The sequence below is a fragment of the Streptomyces sp. NPDC025638 genome, assembly GCF_055558775.1.
In genome coordinates, this window is record NZ_JBVHLX010000024.1 from 37109 (window position 1) to 59265 (window position 22157).

Sequence of the window (22157 nt, forward strand, 5' to 3'; positions counted from 1 at the left end):
CGCCGTGCGCCCCGGGGTGGAGCGCCCTTCGTCAGCTGAGACCGGACAGCCCCCGCGAGATGTGACAGTCCCGCGGAACATTTTCAGGAACGTGCCAGCTGACGCCGTACGAAGTCCAGCTTGTCCGGGTTCACCACGGCCCGCGCGTGCGCGATCAGCCCGTCCCGCAGCTCGAAGCAGACGACACCGACCAGCGAGTCGCCGTCCCACACGACCAGCGCGCTCGCGCCGTTGACCTCGGCCGCCGTGTAGGAGAAGCCCGCCGTGAACCGCACGGCCCCGCCCGCCAGGAAGCGCAGGACCTTGTCACGGCCCTCGATCGGCCGCCGGGCCGCCGAGACCTTGCCGCCGCCGTCGCTCCACCAGGTCACCTCGGCCGCGAGCAGTTTCTCCAGGCCGGCCAGATCGCCGTCGCGGGACGCCGTGATGAACGAGGCGACGAGCTTCTCCTGCTGTTCGGGAGCCGGATCGAAGCGCCCCTGTGGTGCCGCCACCCGCTGCACCGCCCGCCGGTACAGCTGACGGCAGTTGGCCTCGCCCAGGTCCAGCAGGCCGGCGATCTCCCGGTGTCCGTAGCCGAACGCCTCCCGCAGCACGTACACCGCCCGCTCGGTCGGCGTCAGCCGCTCCAGCAGGACCAGCATGGCCATCGACACCGCGTCCCGCTGCTCCGCCGACTCCAGAGGCCCGAGGGCGCCGTCGGAGGTGATCACCGGCTCCGGCAGCCAGTCCCCGACGTACTGCTCGCGCCGGGCGCGGGCCGAGGTCAGCCGGTTGAGGCAGAGGTTGGTGACCGTTCTGGCCAGCCAGGCCGACGGATGCTCGATGTGCGTGCGGTCCGCGCCGTCGAAACGCACGAACGCGTCCTGGACCGTGTCCTCGGCCTCCTCGGCGGAACCGAGCATCCGATAGGCCAGACCGAACAGGCGTGGTCGGTGGGCCTCGAATTCCTCGGCGATCGGCGTCGTCGTCATGCGCTCACCCTGCCAGAGCGGCCGGAACGGCAGCAGCGCGCGGCGACCCGGCGGCGGGCAAGGGCCGTCGTCACCGCCGCCGGGCCCGCCCGAACACTAAAAGGACTAGACCATTCAGTCAATGGGTTGCACACCAGGATCCGACGGATCGTCAGCGGACCGTGGAAGTCCAGGGATACGGTCTGTGAGCCACCCCACACGCCTCGTCTGTATGGATGACGATCGGGCGTGGCACACTGGCCCTGTACCAGAAGCAGCGCACTCCGGGGTCGGTGAAAGTCCGAACCGGCGGTTACAGTCCGCGACCCGGTCGCTTCCAGCGGCCGGTTGACCAGGTGAAATTCCTGGACCGACGGTTAAAGTCCGGATGGGAGGCAGTGCGCGGCGGGCGGGCATGCACCTGTGCGCGCCGCCGTATCTGGGCTCGTCCGCGGTTGGACGGGTCCCTTTCGGCGTCGGCAGAGCTCACGGTCTTGCTCACCCGTACATTCTGTCGTCATCGACAGGCCCCGGAGTCCGTGCCCCAATGTGGCAGGAGGACCCGGGAAGTGTTCACCGGAATCGTCGAAGAGCTGGGTGAAGTCACCGCCGTCGAGAACCTCGGCGACGCCTCCCGCTTCCGACTGCGTGGCCCCGTAGTGACCGAGGGCGCGCAGCACGGCGACTCCATCGCCGTGAACGGGGTCTGTCTCACCGTCGTGGAGCACGAGGGCGACGAGTTCACCGCCGATGTCATGGCCGAGACCCTGGACCGCTCCAGCCTGGGCGTCCTCACCGTCGGCTCCCGCGTCAACCTGGAGCGCCCCACCGCCGTCGGCGCGCGCCTCGGTGGGCACATCGTGCAGGGGCACGTGGACGGCACCGGCCGGGTACTGGAGCGCAAGCCCTCCGAGAACTGGGAGATCGTGAAGGTCTCGCTGCCCGCGGACCTCGCCCGCTATGTCGTCGAGAAGGGCTCCATCACCGTCGACGGCATCAGCCTCACCGTCGTCGAGGCCGGCCCGGACTACTTCACCGTCAGCCTCATCCCCACCACCCTCGCCCTGACCACGCTCGGCCTCAAGCAGCCCGGCGACCCGGTCAACCTCGAGGTCGACGTCATCGCCAAGTACGTCGAGCGGCTGCTCGCGGCCGGTCAGGGGGCAGAGCGGTGAGCTGGCTGAACTCCGAGGCGTTCGTCCTGTTCGGCCAGCACATCATCTGGTCGGACATGGCCGGCAACATCCTCGGCCTCATCACGCTCGCCCTCGGCTGGCGCCGCTCCCTGCTGACCTGGCCGGTGCAGTTCCTCTCCGGCCTCGTCCTCTTCGCGGCCTTCTACGGCCACCTCGCGGGCAGCGCCGGCAAGCAGGTCGTCGTCATGGCCGTCGCGCTCTACGGCTGGTGGCAGTGGAACCGGAACAAGGGCCGGACCGAGGACGGCGGCGACGGCCACATCACCCCGCGGTTCGCCACCTGGCGCGAGCGCGCCGCGATGGCCGCCGCCGCGGCCGTCGGCACCGTCGCGGTGGCCCTGCTCTTCAAGGCGTACCCGACCCTGTCCTGGGACCCTTGGCCGGACGCCTACATCTTCGTCGGCACCGTCGTCGCCATGTACGCGCAGGCCCGCGGCATGGTCGAGTTCTGGATCGCCTGGCTGCTCGTCGACCTGGTCGGCGTGCCGCTGAACTTCGCCAACGGCTACGCCTTCTCCGGCTTCGTCTACGTCATATACGGCGCACTCGTCCTGTGGGGCATGCGCGACTGGTGGCTGCGCTCCCGCAAGGACGCGCGGCCCGTCCTGGAAGGAGCGCCGGCATGACTGCCCGCCCGTCACCCACCACCACCCTGAACGGGGCGCTGCGCGCCACCCCTTCGATCCCGCCGCTGCTCTACAGCACCGACTCCCCCGAGCACATCGAGGACTTCAGGCTCGACTCCGTCGAGCAGGCCATCGCCGACATCGCCGCCGGCCGCCCGATCGTGGTCGTCGACGACGAGGACCGGGAGAACGAGGGCGACCTCGTCATCGCCGCCGAGAAGGCGACCCCCGAGATCATCGCCTTCATGATGAGCGAGTGCCGCGGACTGATCTGCGCGCCCATGGAGGGCGAGGAACTGGACCGGCTGCGGCTGCCGCAGATGGTCGAGGACAACACCGAGTCGATGAAGACCGCGTTCACCGTCTCCGTGGACGCCTCCGCCGCCCACGGTGTGAGCACCGGCATCTCGGCCTCGGACCGTGCGACCACGCTCCAACTGCTGGCGAGCGGCACGGCGGAGCCCACCGACTTCGTGCGCCCCGGCCATGTCTTCCCGCTGCGCGCCCGGCCCGGTGGGGTCCTGGTCCGCAACGGCCACACGGAGGCGGCCGTCGACCTCGCCCGCCTCGCGGGCCTGCGCCCGGCCGGCGCGATCGTGGAGATCGCCGGCGAGGACGGCCGCATGCTGCGCCTGCCCGAGCTGATCCCGTTCGCCCGCAAGCACGGCCTGACGATCATCTCCATCGAGGATCTGATCGCCTACCGCCGCGGCGCCGAGCCCACCGTGCGCCGTGAGGCCGAGGTCCATCTGCCCACCAAGCACGGCGCGTTCACCGCGTACGGCTACCGCGCCACCGCCGACGGCGTCGAGCACGTCGCCCTCGTCCACGGTGAGATCGGCGACGGCGAGGACGTCCTCGTCCGCGTCCACTCCGAATGCCTCACCGGCGACGTCTTCGGCTCCGCGCGCTGCGACTGCGGTCCCCAGCTGGACGCCTCGCTGGAGCGCATCCAGGAGGAGGGCCGGGGCGTGGTGGTCTACCTGCGCGGGCACGAGGGCCGCGGCATCGGGCTGCTGTCCAAGCTGCGCGCCTACGAACTGCAGGAACAGGGCCACGACACCCTCGACGCCAACCTCGAACTCGGCCTGCCCGCCGACGCCCGCGACTACGGCGCGGGCGCGGAGATCCTGGCCGATCTCGGCGTGCGCAGCCTGCGGCTGATGACCAACAACCCCGACAAGACCGAAGCGCTGCTGCGCCACGGACTCAAGGTCACCGGGCGCGAGCCGATGCCCGTACAGGCGGGCGAGCACAACCTCCGCTACCTGCGCACCAAGCGGGACCGGATGGGTCACGACCTGCCCTGGCTGGACACACCTACCGTGACAGCTTCCGTGGCCGCGTCCGCGGCCACCTGTGGCAACCAGTAAGAACAGCACTGAGGAGAGACGTGAGCGGCAAGGGTGCACCGGAACTGTCCGTACGCAACGCGAGCGACCTGCGGGTGGCCGTCATCGCGGCGCAGTGGCACGAGAAGGTGATGGACGGTCTGGTGGACGGCGCCCTGCGCGCCCTGCGCGACCTGGGGATCGACGAGCCGACCCTGCTGCGGGTCCCCGGCAGCTGGGAGCTCCCGGTCGCCGCCAAGGCCCTCGCGGGCCGCGGCTACGACGCGGTCGTCGCGCTCGGCGTCGTCATCCGCGGCGGCACCCCCCACTTCGACTACGTGTGCCAGGGCGTCACCCAGGGCCTGACCCAGGTCTCCGTGCAGACCGGCGTCCCCGTCGGCTTCGGCCTGCTCACCTGTGACAACGAGGAGCAGGCCCTGGACCGGGCGGGTCTGGAGGGCTCCAACGAGGACAAGGGGCACGAGGCGGTGACGGCGGCGGTGGCGACCGCGATCACCCTCCGCTCAGTATCTGAACCCTGGCACTAGGGGATCGCCTGAACCGCGTAGGGTGGGGCCATCATGTCCAAGAAGACGTTCGAGGAGCTCTTCACCGAGCTCCAGCACAAGGCCGCCCACGGCGATCCCGCCACGTCCCGCACCGCCGAACTGGTCGGAAAGGGCGTCCATGCCATCGGTAAGAAGGTCGTCGAGGAGGCCGCCGAGGTCTGGATGGCCGCCGAGTACGAGGGCAAGGAGGCGGCAGCCGAGGAGATCTCCCAGCTGCTGTACCACGTCCAGGTGATGATGGTCGCCCGCGGGATCTCGCTGGACGACGTCTATGCCCACCTCTGAGCCGTAAGAGCACTTCGCGCACCGTACGCACGAACAGCACCCCGTACGCACGAACAAAGGAAGCCGACCTCATGCTGCGCATCGCCGTCCCCAACAAGGGTTCACTGTCCGGCCCTGCGGCGGAGATGCTGCATGAGGCCGGCTACCGGCAGCGCCGGGAGTCCAAGGAACTGCGGATCGTCGACCCGGCGAACGATGTCGAGTTCTTCTACCTCCGCCCCCGCGACATCGCGATCTACGTGTCCTCCGGCCGGCTCGACATCGGCATCACCGGCCGCGATCTGCTCGTGGACTCCGGCGCCAACGCCGAGGAGATCCTGCCGCTCGGCTTCGCCCGCTCCACCTTCCGCTACGCCACCAAGCCCGGCACGGCCAAGAGCGTCGAGGACCTGAACGGCCTGACGGTCGCCACCTCCTACGAGGGCATCGTCGCCAAGCACCTGGCCGACAACGGCGTCGACGCCTCCGTCGTCCACCTCGACGGCGCCGTCGAGACCGCCATCGAGCTGGGGGTCGCCGAGATCATCGCGGACGTCGTGGAGACCGGCACCTCGCTGCGCAACGCGGGCCTGGAGGTCTTCGGCGAGCCGATCATGACGTCCGAGGCGGTGGTGATCCGCCGCACCGGTGCCGACGCCGAGGAATCCAAGGTCCAGCAGTTCCTGCGCCGCCTCCAGGGCGTCCTGGTGGCCCGGACCTACGTGATGATGGACTACGACTGCCGCGTCGAACAGCTGGAGAAGGCCGTCGCCCTCACCCCGGGCCTGGAGTCCCCCACCATCTCCCCCCTGCACAACGAGGGCTGGGTCGCCGTCCGCGCCATGGTCCCCGCCAAGGACGCCCAGCGGATCATGGACGACCTGTACGCCATCGGCGCCCGGGCCATCCTGACCACGGCCATCCACGCCTGCCGCCTCTGATCCCGGGAGGCCGCGCACCGATGTCCGACCAGACCCCCCTTCCCACCCTCCCCGTCACCTTCCGGCCGGGCCGCACCCGTGCGATTCTGCTCACAGCCGGCATCGCGATCTTCGTGGTCGTCTCGGGCGTCGCCCTGCTGCTGGAGCAGCTCGGCCCGGGGGAGCGGCTCAGCTTCATCCTCACCGGCGGCCTCATCTTCTGGGTGCTGGCCCTGCTCGCCCGGGTGAAGGTCGTCGCCGACGAGTCCGGCGTCACTGTGGTGAACATCGCCAGCAAACGGCACCTGGAATGGGCGGAAATCCTTCAGGTGAACCTTCGCCCCGGCGACCCCTGGGTGTTCCTGAACCTCAGCGACGGCACCAGCCTGCCCGCGCTCGGCATCCAGCCGGGCGTCGCCAAGCAGCGCGCCATCGCCGACGCGCGTACGCTGCGGGCGCTCGCCGAGGCCCGCGCCATACACGATCCCGGGCAAGATCGGGGCTGACTCGGGGTCGTCCACCCTGCCGCATCGGCCCGTGTCTTGATTAATCTGGTGGCGGAGGCGTTTACGTTGCGCCTCCGCCCCTGTGGCGCCGGCCGGCGCGCAGGGGTTCCTGCTACCCGAGGAGTGACTCCCTCCAGCGATGGACGGATCGTCCTGTAGTACCTGCGCCGCCCCCTCCCGACATAGCGCGGAGGCGGCGGCATCATGACCATCCCCCTGCTGCTCCTCGGAGCGGCGTTCCTGCTGATCCTGGCCAACGGATTCTTCGTGGCGGCCGAGTTCGGCCTGGTGACGGTCGAGCGACCGGAAGCCGAGAAGGCCGCGGCCGAGGGCGACAAACGCGCCCGTACGGTCGTCGAGGCCCTCAAGGAGCTGTCCTTCCAGCTCTCCGGCACCCAGCTCGGCATCACCATCACCTCCCTCGTCGTCGGCATGCTCGCCGAACCGGCCCTCGCGGGGCTCCTGAGCGGCCCGTTCGCCGCGATCGGCGTTCCGGACGGGGCGGTGTCCGGCGTCGCCGTGGTCGTCGGCATGCTGCTCGCCTCGGCGATCCAGATGGTGATCGGCGAACTCGTACCCAAGAACTGGGCGGTGTCCAAGCCCCTGCAGGTCGCGCGGTTCGTCGCCGGCCCGCAGCACCGCTTCTCCCGGCTGTTCCGCCCGGTGATCTCCGGCCTGAACACGGTCGCCAACCGGCTCGTGCGCGCCCTGGGCGTGGAACCCACCGAGGAGCTGGCCTCCGCCCGCACCCCCGGCGAGCTCGTCTCGCTGGCCCGGCACTCCGCCCAGGCCGGCGCCCTGGAGCAGGACACGGCCGATCTCTTCGTACGGACGCTGTCCCTCGGCGAGCTGACCGCGCAGCACGTCATGACCCCGCGCGTGAAGGTCAGCGCGCTCCAGGACTCGGCCACCGCCGAGGACGTGGTCAATCTGACCCGGGCCACCGGCCTGTCCCGCTTCCCCGTCTACCGGGAGAAGATCGACGAGATCGTCGGCATGGTCCACCTCAAGGACGCCCTGGCGATCGCGTCGGGCGACCGGCTGCGTACCCCGGTCGGCCGTATCGCGAGCAAGGCGCTGCTGGTGCCCGAGACGCTCCCCGTACAGCCGCTGCTCGCGCGTCTGCGCAGCGAGCAGCCCATCGCGGTCGTCGTCGACGAGTACGGCGGCACGGCGGGCGTGGTCACCCTGGAGGACATCGTCGAGGAACTCGTCGGCGAGGTCCGCGACGAGCACGACCGGCCGGACGCGCCCGAACTCGCCGCGGCCCCGCCGCAGGACGGCAGGCCCGCCTGGGACGTCGACGGCAGCGTCCGGGTCGACATCCTGCAGCGCATAGGCCTGGACGTGCCCGAGGGCCCCTACGAGACCGTCGCCGGCCTGGTGGCCGATCTGCTCGGCCGTATCCCGGCGCCCGGCGACAAGGCGGAACTGCCCGGCTGGCGGCTGTCGGTGCGCCAGGTCGGGCACTACCGCGCGGAGCGGGTCCGGCTGGTCCGGACGGCCGCGACGGTGAACGTCATGGAGGCCGTGCGATGAGCGTGCTCCAATTGGTCTTCGCCATGCTGCTCGTGCTCGCCAACGGCTTCTTCGTCGGCGCCGAGTTCGCGCTCGTGTCCGTGCGCCGCAGCCAGATCGAACCGCTCGGCACCGCACGGGCCCGCCAGGTGCTGTACGGCCTGGAGCGGCTGCCGCAGATGATGGCCGCCGCCCAGTTCGGCATCACCGTCTGCTCGCTGACCCTGGGCGCGGTCGCCGAGCCCACGGTGGCCCATCTGCTTGAACCCGTGTTCGAGGCGATTCATCTTCCCGACGGCGTGATTCACCCGCTCGGGTATGTCATCGCCCTCGCCGCCGTGGTCTTCTTCCACCTGGTCATCGGCGAGATGGTGCCGAAGAACCTCGCGATGGCGGCGCCGGAGAAGGCCGCGCTGTGGCTCAGCCCGGGGCTGGTCGCCTTCGCCCGCGTCTGCCGGCCGATCACGGTGGCCCTCGGCGCCTGCGCCCAGGGCATCCTGCGGCTCTTCCGCGTCGAGCCGAAGGACGAGGTGGAGGCCGTCGTCACCAGCGAGCAGCTCAACCGGCTGCTGGAGGACTCCGGCCAGGCCGGCCTCCTCGCCCCCGAGGAGCAGGAGCGCCTGGAGGACGCGTTGGAACTGGGCTCGCGCCCGGTCACCGATGTGCTGCTCAGGCGTGAGTCACTGGTGACGGTGACTCCGTCGGTCACCGCGGGGGATATCGTCCGGCTCACCGCCCGGACGGGGTACTCGCGCTTCCCCGTGGCCGCGGAGAAGGGCGCCTTCATGGGCTACGTGCACGTGAAGGACGTACTGGACCTGGAGGACTCGGACCGGGCCGTACCGCAGCACGTCTGGCGGCCCATGACCACCCTCCGGTGCGAGCTGCCGCTCGACGACGCGCTGACGGTGATGCGGCGCGCCGCGACGCACCTGGCCCAGGTGGCCGACGCGTCCGGCAAGGTACTCGGCCTGGTCGCGCTGGAGGACGTACTGGAGCTCCTGGTCGGCGAGGTCCGCGACCCGGCCCACCGCGCGACCCCGGAACCGAGGGTGACAGAACCCCGAGCAAGCGACGAACCGGAGGAGGCACTGGCCGGCTGAGCGCGTCCGGCGGGGCCTGGGTGTCGCGGGTGACTGCGGCCGCCTGAACCTGCGGTTCCGCCGGGGCTGCGGGCGCGTGCCGGCCGTGGGCCGGTGCGGTTCGCGGATGTGCGTGGGCCCTGGGGGTAACGGTGCGTGCCGGCCGATGGGTCTGTGGGCGCCGCTGGGCCGTACGGGCCGGCGGGCGCGTGTGCGGTCGCTTCGTGGATTCCCGGGGGGCATACGGACGCGTGTTGGCCGCGGGCCCGTGCGGTTCGCGGCTGCCTGGGCCCTCCACGGCCCCGACGGTATCGGAGTGCTGCTGGACGCGGTGCAGGGGCGGGCCGGTCCCGGGTGCCGTCGGCCGACCAGGGGCCCGAGGCTGATCGACCACGAAGATCCACCTCGCCTGTGCCGGTGCCCGTCGGCCACCGGCCGGCCCAGGCCCCGTGCGCCGCGGGTCCCCGGGGTCCCCGCGCCTGCGGGCCGCCGGTCTCGTGGCTCCCCGTGGCCCGCGGAGGGGCGGACCACGGGGTCGCGTCACATGGCCGACGGGTCCTGTGGGCCCCGGCCCGACAGGACCTCCCCGTATGCCTGCATCAGGTCCGGGAGTCGGAGGGTCGCCAGGTCGTCGCGGGACAGCACGCCGGGGTAGGTCGACAGACGCAGATCCCGGTAGGCGCAGCTCTTCTCGTACAGCGTCCGCAGGAACCGCCCGTTCCCCAGCTCGTCGATCCACCCCTGGTCGACGACGTGCCCGGCGATGGACCGCAGCTCGTCCAGGGCCTCCTCGTCCCACACGTCGCCGTTCTCCGCGGCGAGCACCTCACCGATCGAGGTGAGTTCGAGGGGCCGGTACGAGGGGAAGTCGACGCGGGTCGTGAAGCGGGAGGACAGGCCCGGGTTGGCGGCCAGCAGACGGTCCATGCCCTCCGGGTAGCCGGCCAGGATCACCACCAGGTGGTCCCGGTTGTCCTCGGCCCGCTTGAGGAGCACCTGCAGGGCCTCGTCGCCGTATGCGTCGCCCTTGCCGTAGCCCGAGTTGGAGAGCGAGTACGCCTCGTCGACGAACAGCACACCGCCGATCGCGGAGTCGATCAGCTCGTTGGCCTTGACCGCGGTCTGGCCCAGGTACTCGCCGACGAGGTCCGCCCGCTGGGCCTCCACCAGATGGTCGCCGCCGAGCAGGCCGAGGGCGTAGAAGACACGTCCCAGGATGCGGGCCACCGTGGTCTTGCCGGTGCCCGAGGGGCCGGAGAAGACGAAGTGGCGCTTCGGCGGCTGCACCGGCAGCCCCTGCCCGGCCCGCAGCCGCGCCATGTTCAACTGGGCAGAGAGCGCCTTGACCTGGCGTTTGACGGGCTCCAGCCCCACCATGCGCTCCAGCTCGGCGAGCGCCTCCTCCAGCAGCGCGGGGTCGGTGGGCCCGGCGGGCAGGGGTGAGGGTACGACGGTCTTCTCCCGCACCACCGGGTCGCTCACCGACGACAGCGGACCGACGGCCGGCAGATCCGGCTCCGGGAACCGCAGGTCTCGGGCCTCGGTGCCGAAGAGCGGATCGAGCACATCGGGACCGTCCACGCTGTCCTGCCCGGCGCCGGTGAGCGTGATCGCCGCGAGGCCGGCCGCGTCGTCGTACCCGTCGCCCTCGGCGATCGCGGCCAGCCGGGCCGAGGTGTCCATGAACGCGGGGTCGACCCGGTGCACGGCCCGGTACAGCGGCAGCGCCGCCGCACTGCGCCCCGTGCCCTCGTGGGCCCGGGCCAGCCAGTACCGCAGCTCCTTGCGCTGGGGCTGTTCGCTGCGGCACCGCATCAGGGCCGCCGACAGCAGCGGCTCCGCCTGCCCGTACATCTCCAGCCGGACCCGTGCCATGCCGCCGAACAGGCCCGCCTCGATGCCGAGCATCGTGTCGTCGAGCAGCGTGTCGGTGTGCCGGACCAGCTGCTCCCAGTCCTTGACCAGATAGGCCCGGCAGGCGTGCAGAAAGCGGACCTGCGGGTCGGTGTCCACGGGCGGGAGTCCGGCGAGCGCCCGGTCCAGCTCCGGGACGTGGCGGCCGTCCAGCCAGTGCGAGGCGTGCGCGAGCAGCAGGTCGCGCGGGCTCTCCAGCACTGGCTGCACCCACCAGCCCAGCCAGTACCAGGAGTTGAGCGTGCGGCGGTGGCGGGCGCGCTGCTCCCCGAAGCGGTCCCGGTGCCGGAACATCCTGAGCAGCGCGGTCGTCGTGTCGACGCGCAGCGCGTGCAGCCCGAGCCAGCCGTCGGCCATGCCGGGATCCATCCGCACCGCGGTGCGGAACTCCTCCTCCGCCTGCGGATAGGCGCCCATCGTGTAGGCGTCCACGCCTCGCAGCCAGGCGAGGTCGGCCGGGGCCTCGGGGCCCTGCGTGCCGAAGTCCATCACGTCCCCCACAAACCGCGCCCCCATAGGTTCACCACCGGGCAGTCGCCCGACGGCCGCCGTGGTCGAACCGCTGTGCCGCGGACCGGAGTTGAAGGTGCGCGAAGCAGCCGTACGAAGGTCGCACCGAGGGCATCGTACCTGCGGGCCGGGTGCCCGCCGAAGGGTGCCGCACGGGCCGTTTGACGAGGTGGGAGCAGACGGGGCGCACAGGGTTCGGTGACCGAGGGTGAGCGAATCGGTGCGCGTGGCTTCCGGAAAACGGGCTCTGGGCAGAACGAAGCCCCCGATCACGGGGGAACAACCGGGGGCTTCGCGTCCATGGGGCGGCTCCAATGACCGCTCATTGAGAACGTAAGTCCTGTACGGCCCCCCGGTCAAGCCGAGTTGAGGCAGTCGAACAAGTTCCCAGGAAGGGTCTTCACAAGTTCAGCACACAGCGGACGGTCCGTCACGGTGGGTGACTTCCTGGTCCGGTCCAGTGGTACCACCAGGGCCCGGCAGCACCTCGTACCCCTTCTGTGACTGCAGTACCAGAAGGTCGGCGTACGGCCGTGAGGGGTCCTCGGCGAAGTGCCGGTGTTCCGCCCGGACCCACCTGGCCCAGAAGTCCCGCTGCTCGGCTCCGTCCCGCAGGCGGCCGCGTGTCCAGGAGTCCTCGTGGGGCATTTCCATCCACAGCAGTCGCGCCAGATGCGGACGCAGCGCCCGGCGGCCGGCGCCGACGCCCTCGATCAGGATCACGGGCGTGGGCGGCAGCGCACGGGGCGGGCCGAAGGCGTGGGCGCGCCAGTCGTAGGGTGCGTACGATGCGGTCTCGCCGCGGCCGAGCGGTTCGATCACCTGCGCCAGCAGGCGCCCGGTCCACTCGAAGAGCTCGTCGTGGCTGGCGATGTCGTCGAGATGCAGCACCGGCGCCCCGCCCAGCGCGGCGGCCAGGCGGCCGGTGAACGTGGACTTCCCGGAGCCGGCGTGCCCGTCGACGGCGATCAGGCGGACCGGTCCGCAGGACGGGGGGAGTTCGCTCAGGCGGGCGGCGAGGTCGTGAATGGCGATTCCCGAGGTGTGATGCGGTGTGGGGTGTTTTCCGGAAACATTCTAGTAGCGGCGTATAGCGGCCGGGGCGCTGGGTGGAAAAACGTATCACCTTGAACTACTCGCCAGTCGGCCGCCAATCGTTTCATCAATATTCTGAATCGGCTGACCGATATGTCGAATTCGCCGTATCCGGTGTGCCCGGCGCTGAGTAAGGTGCCTGGTGCGCAACTGCGATGCGTCGTAACGGGGACGGACAGGGGAAGATGGCCGCGGAGTTATTCGAGGGGCAGTATGTGTGGCATCCGGCGGCCGACGACCGTGTCCTCGCGAGCGTATGCGTCGACGTACGCGCCGGAAGATATCTGAGTGCCCACGAGGCCCTGACCGAGACCCGCACAGACTTCGGCCTGCGCGCCCACCGCTCCCTCGTCGTGGCCTCCGAGGCCGCCGGCACCGACCTCGTCGAGCGCTGGCTCGCCGAGGAACCGACCCCCGAAGCGGCCCTGATGTGGGCCCGGGTGGCCGTACTGCGCGCGATCCGCGCCGCCGACGCCCATGACGAGCGGGCCGAGGCCCTGGAACGGATCGCGCTGGCCGCCTGCGACCGGGCCGCCGTCATGGCCCCCGCCGACCCCACGCCCTGGGTCGCCAAGCTGGCCATGACCCGGCTGCACCGCCTGCGCGATCCCGCCCCCAACGGCCTGCTCACCGCCCCGCCCGGACCGTGGCGGCTGTTCGCGCACATCCTGACGCTCGACCCGTTCAACCGCGAGGCTCACCACCGCTTCCTCTCCTTCTTCTTCACCCGCCACGGCGGCTCGGTGAACGCGGCCTGGGACGTGGCCGCCTTCCTCAGCCAGCGGGCCCCCGCCGACTCGCCGCTGCGGCTGCTTCCCCTCGTTGCCCTGGTGGAGAGCTACAACCCCACCCAGTTGCTCGCCGACCGCGTCTGGGAGCAGCCCCAGTGGCGCTCCACCGCCCTCGCGATCTACCACAACTGGCTGCCGACGGTGGCCGGTTACCGCTTCACCCCGGTGCTCGACCTGGCTTACCTCGCACACGCGCTGGTCATGGCCCAGTGCGAGTTCGAGGCTCGGGCGGTCTTCACGGCGATGGGGCCGTACGCCTCGCGCATGCCCTGGAGCGTCTTCGGCGAACCCGAGGAACAGCTCTCCCGGGCCCGGCGCCTATGCGGCCTGCCCGTGCCGGGTGCCGCCTGACGTCCCGCTCGTCCCCTACTGAGAGAAAGGTCGATCAGTGTCAGAACGGATATCGACTCCACGGGCCAGGGCTCGTGGGGGAGAAGGCCCGATCGTGCTCGACGACGATGCGACCCTGCATGCGATGGGTTATCCGCGGAAACTCACCCGCCGATTCCAGGCGTTCGACAATTTCGCGATCTCCTTCACCATCATCAATATCCTCTCGGGTATTTTCTCGTCCTTCGGCTTCGGTATGAACGCGGGTGGCCCCCGTGTTCTCGTCTTCGGCTGGATCGGCGTTTCCGTCATGGTGCTGTTCATCGGTGCCGCCATGGCGGAGGTCGCGTCGGCCTATCCGACGAGCGGGGCGCTGTATTTCTCCGCCGGTAAACTCGCCAAGCGGCACAAGGGCGCCTGGTCCTGGTACACGGGCTGGCTGAACTTCGTGGGCCAGATCGGCGGCACCGCCGCCACCGGATACGCGGCCGCCACCTTCATCCAGGCCTTCATCGCCCTGCAGTGGTCGTCGTACGTGCCGACCGCGCATCAGACGGTCCTGATCACGGCCTTGGTCATCGTGCTCCAGGGGCTCGCCAACACCTACACGGTCCAGCTGGTCGCCATCCTGAACCGGATTTCCGTGTGGTGGCTGCTGATCGGACTCGTGGTGATCGTGAGCACACTGATCGTGATGCCGGACCACCACCAGTCGGCGTCGTTCGTGACGCATTTCGTGAACAACACCGGTTTCACCAACGGACTTTACGGCGGCATGCTCGGCCTGCTGGTCACCAGCTGGACGTTCACCGGCTTCGACGGCAGCTTCCACATGTCGGAGGAAACGGTGCGCGCGACGGTCAACGCGCCGAAGGGGATCACTCGTTCGATAGGTTATTCGGCGATCACCGGCCTGATCCTGATGCTGGCACTGGTCTACAGCATTAGCGACTACGACAAGGTCGCGGGCTCGTCCGCGCCGCCCGTGCAGATTCTCATCGACGGGCTCGGCATGGGCTGGGCCAAGGCGCTGCTGCTGGTCGTGATCGGCGCGATGCTCTTCTGCGGCCTGGCCAACCTCACCAGCAACACCCGGCAGATCTTCGCCTTCTCCCGGGACGGCGCCATGCCCGGCTCGCGCCTGTGGCACTCGGTCTCGCCCCGCACCCGTACCCCCGTGAAGGCCGTGTGGCTCGCGGTGGCCTGCTCCCTGGCCCTGGTGCTGCCGGGCTGGTGGTCGCACACCGCGTTCACCGCCATCGTCAGTGTCAACGTTGTCGGGCTCTTCCTCGCCTACGCAGTGCCGATCTTCCTGCGGCTGCGGCTCGGCGACGAGTTCCAGCACGGGCCCTGGCACCTGGGCCGCTGGGGCCGGCCGATCGGCTGGCTGGCGGTGACCTGGATCGTGCTCAGCAGTGTCCTCTTCATGCTGCCGCAGGCCTCGCCGATCACCGTCGACTCCTTCAACTACGCGCCGATCGCGCTCGCCGTCGTCCTGATCGTGGCCACGGTGTGGTGGTTCGCCACCGCCCGCCGCCGCTTCCAGGGGCCGGTCAGCTACGGCCGTCCGGACGAGGTCGCGGCGATGGACCTCATCTGACCCACGCGCCACGGATTCCGGCGCACGTCACCAGCGTGCGCCGGGACCGTGCGGCCCACCCGGGTGCTGCCAGTGGGTGAGACCAATATTCATGGGCGTGGCATGGGCCGAAGTGCTGGCAGGGGCATGGCGTCTCGGCCATAGTTGGCGCACTGCTGCCACTCGGACACCGGGGGTCATCCGCCCATGAGCAGAGCCGAACAGCCGTCCCGCAGAACCGTTCTGGCCGCGGCGGTCGCCGCCGCGGTGGCCGGTGGCACGGGCCCTGCGGCCGCCGTGACCGCCTCCACGCACGACACCGACGACGCGGGCCCCACCCGCCTTGTCGACAACCGTGCCTGGATCACCTACAGCGACTGGCGCTCCGGCAGCTGCAAGGGCGTCCGGGCCGTCGCGGGCAGCCGCCCGGCCGTGATGATCGCCACCCCGGCGGGCACCGTGGACTACCCGGACCCGCACACCGGCACCACGGCCGCCTGGGAGTACGCCACCTGGACCTCGCCGGTCCACCGGCTGAGCGTCCCCGCCACCGAGGCGATCGCCTCCTGGAACGCGCACACCCCGGCCGGCACCTGGCTCCAGGTCGAGCTGACCGGCACCTACTCCGACGGCACGGCGACGCCCTGGTACGTGATGGGCCGCTGGGCGGCCGGCGACCAGGACATCAAGCGGACCTCGGTGGACGACCAGACCGACGGCAAGAGCACCATCTGGACGGACACCTTCGCCATCGACGACGCCTCCACCGGCCTGCGCCTGGTGTCGTACCGGCTGCGGCTGACCCTGTACCGCAGGCCGGGCACCAAGCTCACCCCCACCGTCTGGCGGCTCGGCGCCATGGGCTCCGACATCCCCGACCGCTTCACCGTCGCGGCCTCCACGCCGGGGCTGGCCCAGGAACTGAGCGTCCCGCGCTACTCCCAGGAGATCCACAAGGGGCAGTACCCCGAGTACGACAACGGCGGCGAGGCCTGGTGCAGCCCCACCTCCTCGCAGATGATCATCGAGTACTGGGGCGGCCGGCTCACCCCCGAGCAGCTCGCCTGGGTCGATCCGTCGTACGCCGACCCGCAGGTGTGCCACGCGGCCCGGTACACCTACGACTACCAGTACGCGGGCTGCGGCAACTGGCCGTTCAACGCCGCCTACGCGGCCACCTTCGACGGCCTCCAGGGCGTGGTCACCCGGCTCGGCTCGCTCACCGACCTGGAGATGCTGATCGCGGCCGGTATCCCGGCCATAACGTCCCAGTCCTTCCTCAAGACCGAGCTGACGGGCGCCGGTTACGGCACCTCGGGCCATCTGATGACGGTGATCGGCTTCACCGCCGAGGGCGATGTGATCGCCAACGACCCGGCCTCGCCGAGCGACGAGGCGGTGCGGCGGGTGTACCTGAGGAGGGAGTTCGAGAACATCTGGCTGCGGACCAAGCGGTACAACGCCAGCGGCAAGGTCGTCTCCGGTACGGGTGGCGTCTGCTACCTGTACTTCCCGGCACATCCGAGCCCGCGCCGGCGCAAGGCCCTTGCGGCGGTGGGGGTGCGCTGACCGTGTGACCAACGTCTCCGCCGCACAAGCCGTCGCGGGTGGCAAGGTGGACAGATCGGTGGGGGGAATCCACCTGTACGTCCGACCTCAGCGAGACACCATGACCGCACACTCAGCCACCGCCACCCGCGTCCGCACCGGCGGGCCCAAGGACGACGGCCCGAAGATCGTCGAGCACATCCTGGGGTGGGTCCTGGTCGCGGTCGTCGCCATGCTCGTCACCCGGCTCGGACTGCTGTGACCTGACGCTGTGACCTGACACATTGCCGACCTGACATACTTCGGGTGTCCCGCCGCCCGTTGAGACCAGGGTCTGAATTGAATATCAGTCAACAGCCTGCCGCCGTCCGCCCCCGGGCGCGCGGAACCGAGCGCTCTGTGGCGCGTCGGGCAGAACTCATCGGCATCGGGCGGAAGTTGTTCTCCGACACGTCGTACGACGCGCTCTCCATGGACGACATCGCCCGGCAGGCGCACGTCGCCAAGGGGCTGATCTACTACTACTTCCAGTCCAAGCGCGGCTACTACCTGGCGATCATCCACGACTCCGTCGCCGACCTGGTCACCTTTGCCGCGAGCGGCCTCGAACTGGCGGCCGTGGACCGCGTCCACCGCACCATCGACAGCTATCTGCGCTACGCCGAGCACAACCAGGCCGCCTTCCGGACCATCGTCAGCGGCGGCGTCGGCTTCGACGCCGAGGTGCACGCCATCCGGGACGGTGTGCGCGAGGCGATCGTCGGCACCATAGCCGAGGGTGCCTACGGCCGCAGCGACATCGCGCCGCTGGCCCGGATGGGTCTGCTCGCCTGGGTGTGCAGCGTCGAGGGCGCCACCCTCGACTGGATGGACCACGCCGAACTCTCCCGCGACACCATGCGCGAACTGCTGGTGAAGACGCTGGGCGGAGCCCTGCGCGCCATCGAGGAGCTGGACCCGTCCTACCCGGCTCCGCGGCCCGCCCGCCGGGAGGACTGACACCGACGGGACGGAGGCCGCCGCCTCCGCCCCGAGCCGATGGCGCCGGTGCCCGGCTAGTCGATCGCCTTGATCAGCTCACCGTTGGCGGTGTCCCCGCTCAGCTCCCAGAAGAAGGTGCCGCCCAGGCCCTGCTGGTTCTTGTACGTCATCTTCGTCCCGATGGTCGACGGGGTGTCGTAACTCCACCAGTTGCTGCCGCACTTGGCGTATGCGGTACCGCCCACGGTGCCGGTCGCCGGGCACTTGGACTTGAGCACCTTGTAGTCGTCGATGCCCTGCTCGTACGTCCCGGCCGCCGGCCCGGTCGCGGTGCCGCCCGGTGCCGCCTGGGTGACGCCGGTCCAGCCGCGCCCGTAGAAGCCGATGCCCAGCAGCAGCTTCGAGGCCGGGATGCCCAGGCCCTTCAGCTTCGCGATGGTCGCCGACGTGTAGTAGTTCGCCTTCGGGATGCCGGAGTAGGAGTTCAGCGGCGAGTGCGGGGCCGTCGGGCCCGTCGGGTCCCACGCGCCGAAGTAGTCGTACGTCATCGGGTTGTACCAGTTGACGTACTGCGCCGCCCCCGCGTAGTCCGCCGCGTCGATCTTGCCGCCGCTGGTGGCGTCGGCGGTGATCGCCGCGGTGACCAGCGCGCTGCCGCCGAACTTGGAGCGTAGCGCCGCCATCAGGTTCCGGAAGGCCGCCCGGCCGCTGGTGTCACAGGTGTTGCCGCAGGCGTTCGGGTACTCCCAGTCGATGTCGATGCCGTCGAAGACACCCGCCCACTTGGAGTTCTTCACCAGGTCGTAGCAGGACTGGGCGAACGCGGCGGGGTTGCGCGCGGCCTCGCCGAAGCCGCTGGACCAGGTCCAGCCGCCGAAGGACCAGAGGATCTTGAGTCCGGGGTGCTTCTTCTTCAGCTTGAGGAGCTGGTTGAAGTTGCCGCGCAGCGGCTGGTCCCAGGTGTCGGCGACGCCGTCCACCGCCTCGGCCGCGGTGTAGGCGCGATCGGTCGCCGCGTAGGAGTCGCCCATCGCGCACTTGCCGCCGGTGACATTGCCGAAGGCGTAGTTGATGTGGGTCAGCCGGGTGGCCGAACCGGACGTCTCGATGTTCTTGACGTAGTACTTGCGGTCGTAGGTGCCCCATTCGGTGAAGTAGCCGACGACTTTCGAGCCTGCGGCCTTCGGGGCGGCGGGGGCCGCGGCGGTGGCGGTGCCCGCGCCGGCCAGCAGTCCGGCGCCGAGGACGGCGCAGCACGCGGCGGACACGAGCGCCCGGAATCGGGTGCGGGGAGGGTGCATCGGGTGTCTCCTCGTGGGGGAGAGGGGAACGCGCGCCGATTGGCATGAACGCGGTGAAGCGTTGGTTCGAGAGATTAGGAGGACTAGACCACTTGGTCAATGGTTCGGACCAATTTCGGGTCCGCGGAAGCCTGGGGTGGACTTCTTGAAGTAAGCGGTCGTTAACTGGTGACGGGAGGTCGCTGATCGGGCATACTCACAGCGCAGAGCCGCTGGTCAGCAGCCTCCGAGACCCGGAAGCGCGCGCAGCGGCCGAACCCGTGGAAGACCAGGCGGCGCCGCCGGACCCCAGGCGCACGTCGCCGATGTGCCCGAACAGGGAGGAGACCGTCGCCATGTCCGACCGCGCCCCGCAGCCGGTGGAGCGTCAGCTGCCCACCGACGAGGCCAGGGATCTGATCTCACTCGTCCGCGACATCGCGCAGCGAGAGATCGCCCCGAGGGCGGCAGAGGAGGAGGACGCCGGACGCTTCCCCCGCGAGGTCTTCAGCCTCCTTTCGGACTCCGGCCTGCTCGGCCTGCCGTACGACTCCGAGTACGGCGGCGGCGACCAGCCGTACGAGGTCTACCTCCAGGTCCTCGAAGAGCTCGCCACGGCCCGGCTCACCGTCGGCCTCGGCGTCAGCGTGCACACCCTGTCCTGCTACGCGCTCGCCGCCTACGGAACCAAGCAGCAGCAGGTCGAGCACCTGCCCGCGATGCTGGGCGGCGGACTGCTCGGCGCGTACTGCCTCTCCGAGCCGGCCTCCGGCTCCGACGCCGCGTCCCTGCGGACCAAGGCGGTCCGGGACGGCGACGACTGGGTGATCAGCGGTACCAAGGCCTGGATCACCCACGGCGGGATCGCCGACTTCTACACCGTGATGGCCCGCACCGGCGAGGACGGCTCCCGCGGCATCTCCGCGTTCCTGGTGCCCGGGGACGCCGAGGGGCTGAGCGGCGCGCTGCCCGAGAAGAAGATGGGCATGAAGGGCTCGCCCACCGCCCAGGTCCACTTCGACGGCGTACGCGTCCCCGACGACCGGCTCATCGGCGAGGAGGGCCAGGGCTTCGCCATCGCCCTGTCCGCGCTCGACTCCGGCCGGCTCGGCATCGCGGCCTGCGCGATCGGCCTGGCCCAGTCGGCGCTGGACGAGGCGATCGCCTACGCCACCGAGCGGCGCCAGTTCGGGCACCCGATCTCCGACTTCCAGGGCCTGCGGTTCATGCTCGCCGACATGGCCACCCAGATCGAGGCGGGCCGGGCGCTGTACCTCGCGGCGGCGCGGCTGCGCGACGCGGGCCGGCCGTTCGCCAAGCAGGCGGCGATGGCCAAGCTGCACTGCACGGACACGGCGATGAAGGTGACGACGGACGCCGTGCAGATACTCGGCGGGTACGGCTACACCGCCGACTTCCCCGTCGAGCGCTATATGCGCGAGGCCAAGGTCCTGCAGATCGTCGAGGGCACGAACCAGATCCAGCGGATGGTCATCGCCCGCCATCTGGCAGGCCCCGAGAGCCGCTGAACCGGTCGGGCGACGCCGCGGGGGTGGCTCAGCGGTCCATGAGTTCGCTGAAATACCCCTGCCTGACCGTGGGGGCCGCCAGTTTGATCCACTCCGGATCGTGGCGGCCCGGCAGGGTGCGTCCCCGGTCGGCCCAGGCACGCATCAGCGCGCGGTAGATGGGCGGGTCCTGGGGCTGAGGCGGCGGAACCGATCCTGCAGGCGGGGGCACGAAGAGAAGGCGCTGACGCCCGGTCCCCGAGTACGTGACGGTCATGCCTGGGCAACGCCGGGGTGGCCGGACAGGTCACCGGTGCGCCGAATCGTGCGTGAGTTCACGGACGTCCGGTCGCACCTCTGGCCACCCCCAGCGGTCCGACGTACCGCCAGGCGCACTTCCTCGAGGGGCCCGCCGGTGGTTGACGACCGTCCCGTACCGCTCGACGCATACCCGGTGCACCAGGTCCCGCTGTCCATGAAGCATGTGGCGACCGGTGACCGGAACGCGTACGACCGCTGCATCTTCCATGTCCTCGACCACGAGGGACGTGCCCTGCTCATTCTCGGGCTCGGGGTCTACCCGAACGCCGGGGTGATCGACGCGTACGCGACCCTGCGCACCGGGGACACCCTGCACGCCGTACGGGCCTCGGACGCGCTCGGCGACGACCGGATGCGGCTCGCCGTCGGACCGCTGCGCATCGAGGCCGAGGAGCCCCTGCGGCGGTTCCGTCCGACCTGCGAGGACTCCCTCTCTGCGGCTCGCGGCGGACCCGGCGGCGTACACGGTGTTCCCCGAGTACGACAAGGTCCGCCAGTACCGCACGATGCGCCTGGTGGCCGATCGCTCGGACCTTCCCGTGCCGAAGGCGCTCTGGCTGGAGGAGGACCCCGGACCGCTCGGCGCGCCGTTCTTCGTCATGGATTGGGTCGAGGGACGTGTGCCACCCGACGTCATGCCCTATACATACGAGGGCAGTTGGCCGCACGCGGCGACCGACGCCGAGCGCGACCACCTGGAGGCGGCCTCCGTCGCACTCCTGGCCCGACTGCACGACCAGGTCCCGGCCGGGGAAGCCGCGTTCCTTGCCCTGCCCGGCGACGGCGACCCGCTCCACAACCACCTCGCGTCCCAACGCGCCTACTACGCATGGGTAGTCGGCGGCCCGGCCCGCTCACCGCTCATCGAGGCCGCCTTCGACCGGCTGGCCGAACTGTGGCCGCACGAGCCCGGCGCATCCGTGCTCAACTGGGGCGACGCACGCGTCGGGAACGTCGTTTACGACGGCTTCGACCCCGTGGCCGTCCTCGACTGGGAGATGGCGGCACTCGCCCAGCGCGAGGTGGACCTCGGCCGGACCGTCCATCTGCACCGCTTCTTCCACGACCTCACGGTCGCATCCGGCCAGTGCGGACTGCCCGGCTTCCTGCGCCGCGAACGCGTCGAGGAACGGTACGCGCGGCTGACCGGCCACACCCCGCGCGACATGGACTTCTACACCCTGTACGCCGCCCTGCGGCACGCGATCGTCATGCTGCGGGTCGGCTACCGCCAGGCGTACTTCGGTGAGGTCGCCGTCCCGGCGGACCCGGACACACTGATCCTGCACCACGGCAGCCTGCGTGCCATGGTGCAGGGCAGCTACTGGGACTGAG

19 protein-coding genes, 2 pseudogenes and 1 riboswitch are annotated in these 22157 nt (G+C 70.4%); of the genes and pseudogenes, 17 read left to right on the forward strand and 4 right to left on the reverse strand.

What is annotated here, in order from left to right:
• Positions 1–83: 83 nt before the first annotated feature.
• A complete protein-coding gene (locus ACZ4EG_RS40855) occupies positions 84–974 on the reverse strand; it encodes an RNA polymerase sigma-70 factor (protein ID WP_467794224.1) in 891 nt (296 codons plus the stop codon).
• Positions 975–1228: 254 nt separating this feature from the next.
• A riboswitch (FMN riboswitch) is annotated at positions 1229–1359 on the forward strand.
• A 163-nt stretch (positions 1360–1522) separates the two neighbouring features.
• Between ACZ4EG_RS40855 and ACZ4EG_RS40860 the strand changes: the two genes are divergently transcribed.
• The 9 genes from ACZ4EG_RS40860 (at position 1523) to ACZ4EG_RS40900 (ending at position 8986) form a co-directional block, all read left to right on the forward strand.
• Positions 1523–2128, forward strand: a complete 606-nt coding sequence (locus ACZ4EG_RS40860; RefSeq protein WP_467794225.1) for a riboflavin synthase — start codon at positions 1523–1525, stop codon at positions 2126–2128.
• Positions 2125–2775: a nicotinamide riboside transporter PnuC gene (pnuC, locus tag ACZ4EG_RS40865; RefSeq protein WP_363296884.1), complete on the forward strand. Its 651-nt coding sequence runs from the start codon at positions 2125–2127 to the stop codon at positions 2773–2775. Before ACZ4EG_RS40860 ends, pnuC begins: the two co-directional genes overlap by 4 nt.
• A complete protein-coding gene (locus ACZ4EG_RS40870) occupies positions 2772–4148 on the forward strand; it encodes a bifunctional 3,4-dihydroxy-2-butanone-4-phosphate synthase/GTP cyclohydrolase II (protein WP_453557968.1) in 1377 nt (458 codons plus the stop codon). Before pnuC ends, ACZ4EG_RS40870 begins: the two co-directional genes overlap by 4 nt.
• A gap of 20 nt (positions 4149–4168) precedes the next feature.
• Positions 4169–4654 (forward strand): 6,7-dimethyl-8-ribityllumazine synthase, encoded by a 486-nt coding sequence (gene ribH / locus ACZ4EG_RS40875; protein WP_363296886.1) that lies wholly within the window; start codon positions 4169–4171, stop codon positions 4652–4654.
• Between the two features lie 33 nt (positions 4655–4687).
• Complete coding sequence (locus ACZ4EG_RS40880) at positions 4688–4960, forward strand: phosphoribosyl-ATP diphosphatase (protein ID WP_007491392.1); 273 nt, start codon at positions 4688–4690, stop codon at positions 4958–4960.
• 71 nt (positions 4961–5031) lie between these two features.
• Positions 5032–5880, forward strand: a complete 849-nt coding sequence (hisG, locus tag ACZ4EG_RS40885; RefSeq protein WP_453557964.1) for an ATP phosphoribosyltransferase — start codon at positions 5032–5034, stop codon at positions 5878–5880.
• Positions 5881–5900: 20 nt separating this feature from the next.
• A complete protein-coding gene (locus tag ACZ4EG_RS40890) occupies positions 5901–6365 on the forward strand; it encodes a PH domain-containing protein (protein WP_453557962.1) in 465 nt (154 codons plus the stop codon).
• Positions 6366–6569: 204 nt separating this feature from the next.
• Entirely contained in the window at positions 6570–7904 is a 1335-nt protein-coding gene (locus ACZ4EG_RS40895) for a hemolysin family protein (protein ID WP_467794226.1), read from the forward strand.
• Positions 7901–8986, forward strand: a complete 1086-nt coding sequence (locus tag ACZ4EG_RS40900) for a hemolysin family protein (protein WP_467794227.1) — start codon at positions 7901–7903, stop codon at positions 8984–8986. The genes ACZ4EG_RS40895 and ACZ4EG_RS40900 overlap by 4 nt, the downstream gene beginning before the upstream one ends.
• 519 nt (positions 8987–9505) lie before the next feature.
• Here ACZ4EG_RS40900 and ACZ4EG_RS40905 read toward each other — a convergent pair.
• Positions 9506–11368 carry an AAA family ATPase gene (locus ACZ4EG_RS40905; RefSeq protein ID WP_467794228.1) on the reverse strand — a complete coding sequence of 621 codons (1863 nt, stop codon included), beginning with the start codon at positions 11366–11368 and terminating at the stop codon, positions 9506–9508.
• 429 nt (positions 11369–11797) lie between these two features.
• Positions 11798–12418, reverse strand: coding sequence for a uridine kinase family protein (locus tag ACZ4EG_RS40910; RefSeq protein ID WP_467794258.1), 621 nt, complete (start codon positions 12416–12418; stop codon positions 11798–11800).
• A gap of 251 nt (positions 12419–12669) precedes the next feature.
• On the opposite strand from ACZ4EG_RS40910, the gene ACZ4EG_RS40915 reads away from it, so the two are divergent.
• The 5 genes from ACZ4EG_RS40915 (at position 12670) to ACZ4EG_RS40935 (ending at position 17731) form a co-directional block, all read left to right on the forward strand.
• The gene (locus ACZ4EG_RS40915; RefSeq protein WP_467794229.1) at positions 12670–13626 is read left to right on the forward strand and encodes a hypothetical protein; all 957 of its coding nucleotides are present in this window, start codon (positions 12670–12672) and stop codon (positions 13624–13626) included.
• Positions 13627–13663: 37 nt separating this feature from the next.
• Positions 13664–15205 carry an amino acid permease gene (locus tag ACZ4EG_RS40920; protein ID WP_453557952.1) on the forward strand — a complete coding sequence of 514 codons (1542 nt, stop codon included), beginning with the start codon at positions 13664–13666 and terminating at the stop codon, positions 15203–15205.
• Between the two features lie 186 nt (positions 15206–15391).
• Positions 15392–16753 (forward strand): peptidase C39 family protein, encoded by a 1362-nt coding sequence (locus tag ACZ4EG_RS40925; protein WP_453557950.1) that lies wholly within the window; start codon positions 15392–15394, stop codon positions 16751–16753.
• A 100-nt stretch (positions 16754–16853) separates the two neighbouring features.
• Positions 16854–16994 (forward strand): SCO1431 family membrane protein, encoded by a 141-nt coding sequence (locus ACZ4EG_RS40930; protein WP_390712483.1) that lies wholly within the window; start codon positions 16854–16856, stop codon positions 16992–16994.
• Between the two features lie 77 nt (positions 16995–17071).
• Positions 17072–17731 (forward strand): TetR/AcrR family transcriptional regulator, encoded by a 660-nt coding sequence (locus tag ACZ4EG_RS40935; RefSeq protein WP_453557948.1) that lies wholly within the window; start codon positions 17072–17074, stop codon positions 17729–17731.
• Between the two features lie 56 nt (positions 17732–17787).
• Here ACZ4EG_RS40935 and ACZ4EG_RS40940 read toward each other — a convergent pair whose 3' ends face one another.
• A complete protein-coding gene (locus ACZ4EG_RS40940) occupies positions 17788–19014 on the reverse strand; it encodes a glycoside hydrolase family 18 protein (RefSeq protein WP_467794230.1) in 1227 nt (408 codons plus the stop codon).
• Between the two features lie 335 nt (positions 19015–19349).
• Here ACZ4EG_RS40940 and ACZ4EG_RS40945 point away from each other — a divergent pair, with 335 nt between their 5' ends.
• The 3 genes and pseudogenes from ACZ4EG_RS40945 to ACZ4EG_RS40955 form a co-directional block, all read left to right on the forward strand.
• Positions 19350–20522 carry an acyl-CoA dehydrogenase gene (locus tag ACZ4EG_RS40945; protein ID WP_390731589.1) on the forward strand — a complete coding sequence of 391 codons (1173 nt, stop codon included), beginning with the start codon at positions 19350–19352 and terminating at the stop codon, positions 20520–20522.
• Positions 20523–20916: 394 nt separating this feature from the next.
• Positions 20917–21252: pseudogene (locus tag ACZ4EG_RS40950) on the forward strand (hypothetical protein); the annotation flags it as partial.
• Positions 21239–22156, forward strand: a pseudogene (locus ACZ4EG_RS40955) (phosphotransferase family protein); the annotation flags it as partial. The pseudogenes ACZ4EG_RS40950 and ACZ4EG_RS40955, both read left to right, overlap by 14 nt.
• Position 22157: the final 1 nt, after the last annotated feature.

Excerpts from the sequence above, each read along its gene's own strand:
- ACZ4EG_RS40855 (WP_467794224.1), bottom strand. The coding sequence starts at position 974 with ATGACGACGACGCCGATCGCCGAGGAATTCGAGGCCCACCGACCACGC.
- ACZ4EG_RS40870 (WP_453557968.1), top strand. The coding sequence starts at position 2,772 with ATGACTGCCCGCCCGTCACCCACCACCACCCTGAACGGGGCGCTGCGC.
- ACZ4EG_RS40880 (WP_007491392.1), top strand. The coding sequence starts at position 4,688 with ATGTCCAAGAAGACGTTCGAGGAGCTCTTCACCGAGCTCCAGCACAAG.
- hisG (WP_453557964.1), top strand. The coding sequence starts at position 5,032 with ATGCTGCGCATCGCCGTCCCCAACAAGGGTTCACTGTCCGGCCCTGCG.
- ACZ4EG_RS40890 (WP_453557962.1), top strand. The coding sequence starts at position 5,901 with ATGTCCGACCAGACCCCCCTTCCCACCCTCCCCGTCACCTTCCGGCCG.
- ACZ4EG_RS40895 (WP_467794226.1), top strand. The coding sequence starts at position 6,570 with ATGACCATCCCCCTGCTGCTCCTCGGAGCGGCGTTCCTGCTGATCCTG.
- ACZ4EG_RS40900 (WP_467794227.1), top strand. The coding sequence starts at position 7,901 with ATGAGCGTGCTCCAATTGGTCTTCGCCATGCTGCTCGTGCTCGCCAAC.
- ACZ4EG_RS40905 (WP_467794228.1), bottom strand. The coding sequence starts at position 11,368 with ATGGACTTCGGCACGCAGGGCCCCGAGGCCCCGGCCGACCTCGCCTGG.
- ACZ4EG_RS40915 (WP_467794229.1), top strand. The coding sequence starts at position 12,670 with ATGGCCGCGGAGTTATTCGAGGGGCAGTATGTGTGGCATCCGGCGGCC.
- ACZ4EG_RS40925 (WP_453557950.1), top strand. The coding sequence starts at position 15,392 with ATGAGCAGAGCCGAACAGCCGTCCCGCAGAACCGTTCTGGCCGCGGCG.
- ACZ4EG_RS40930 (WP_390712483.1), top strand. The coding sequence starts at position 16,854 with ATGACCGCACACTCAGCCACCGCCACCCGCGTCCGCACCGGCGGGCCC.
- ACZ4EG_RS40940 (WP_467794230.1), bottom strand. The coding sequence starts at position 19,014 with ATGCACCCTCCCCGCACCCGATTCCGGGCGCTCGTGTCCGCCGCGTGC.
- ACZ4EG_RS40945 (WP_390731589.1), top strand. The coding sequence starts at position 19,350 with ATGTCCGACCGCGCCCCGCAGCCGGTGGAGCGTCAGCTGCCCACCGAC.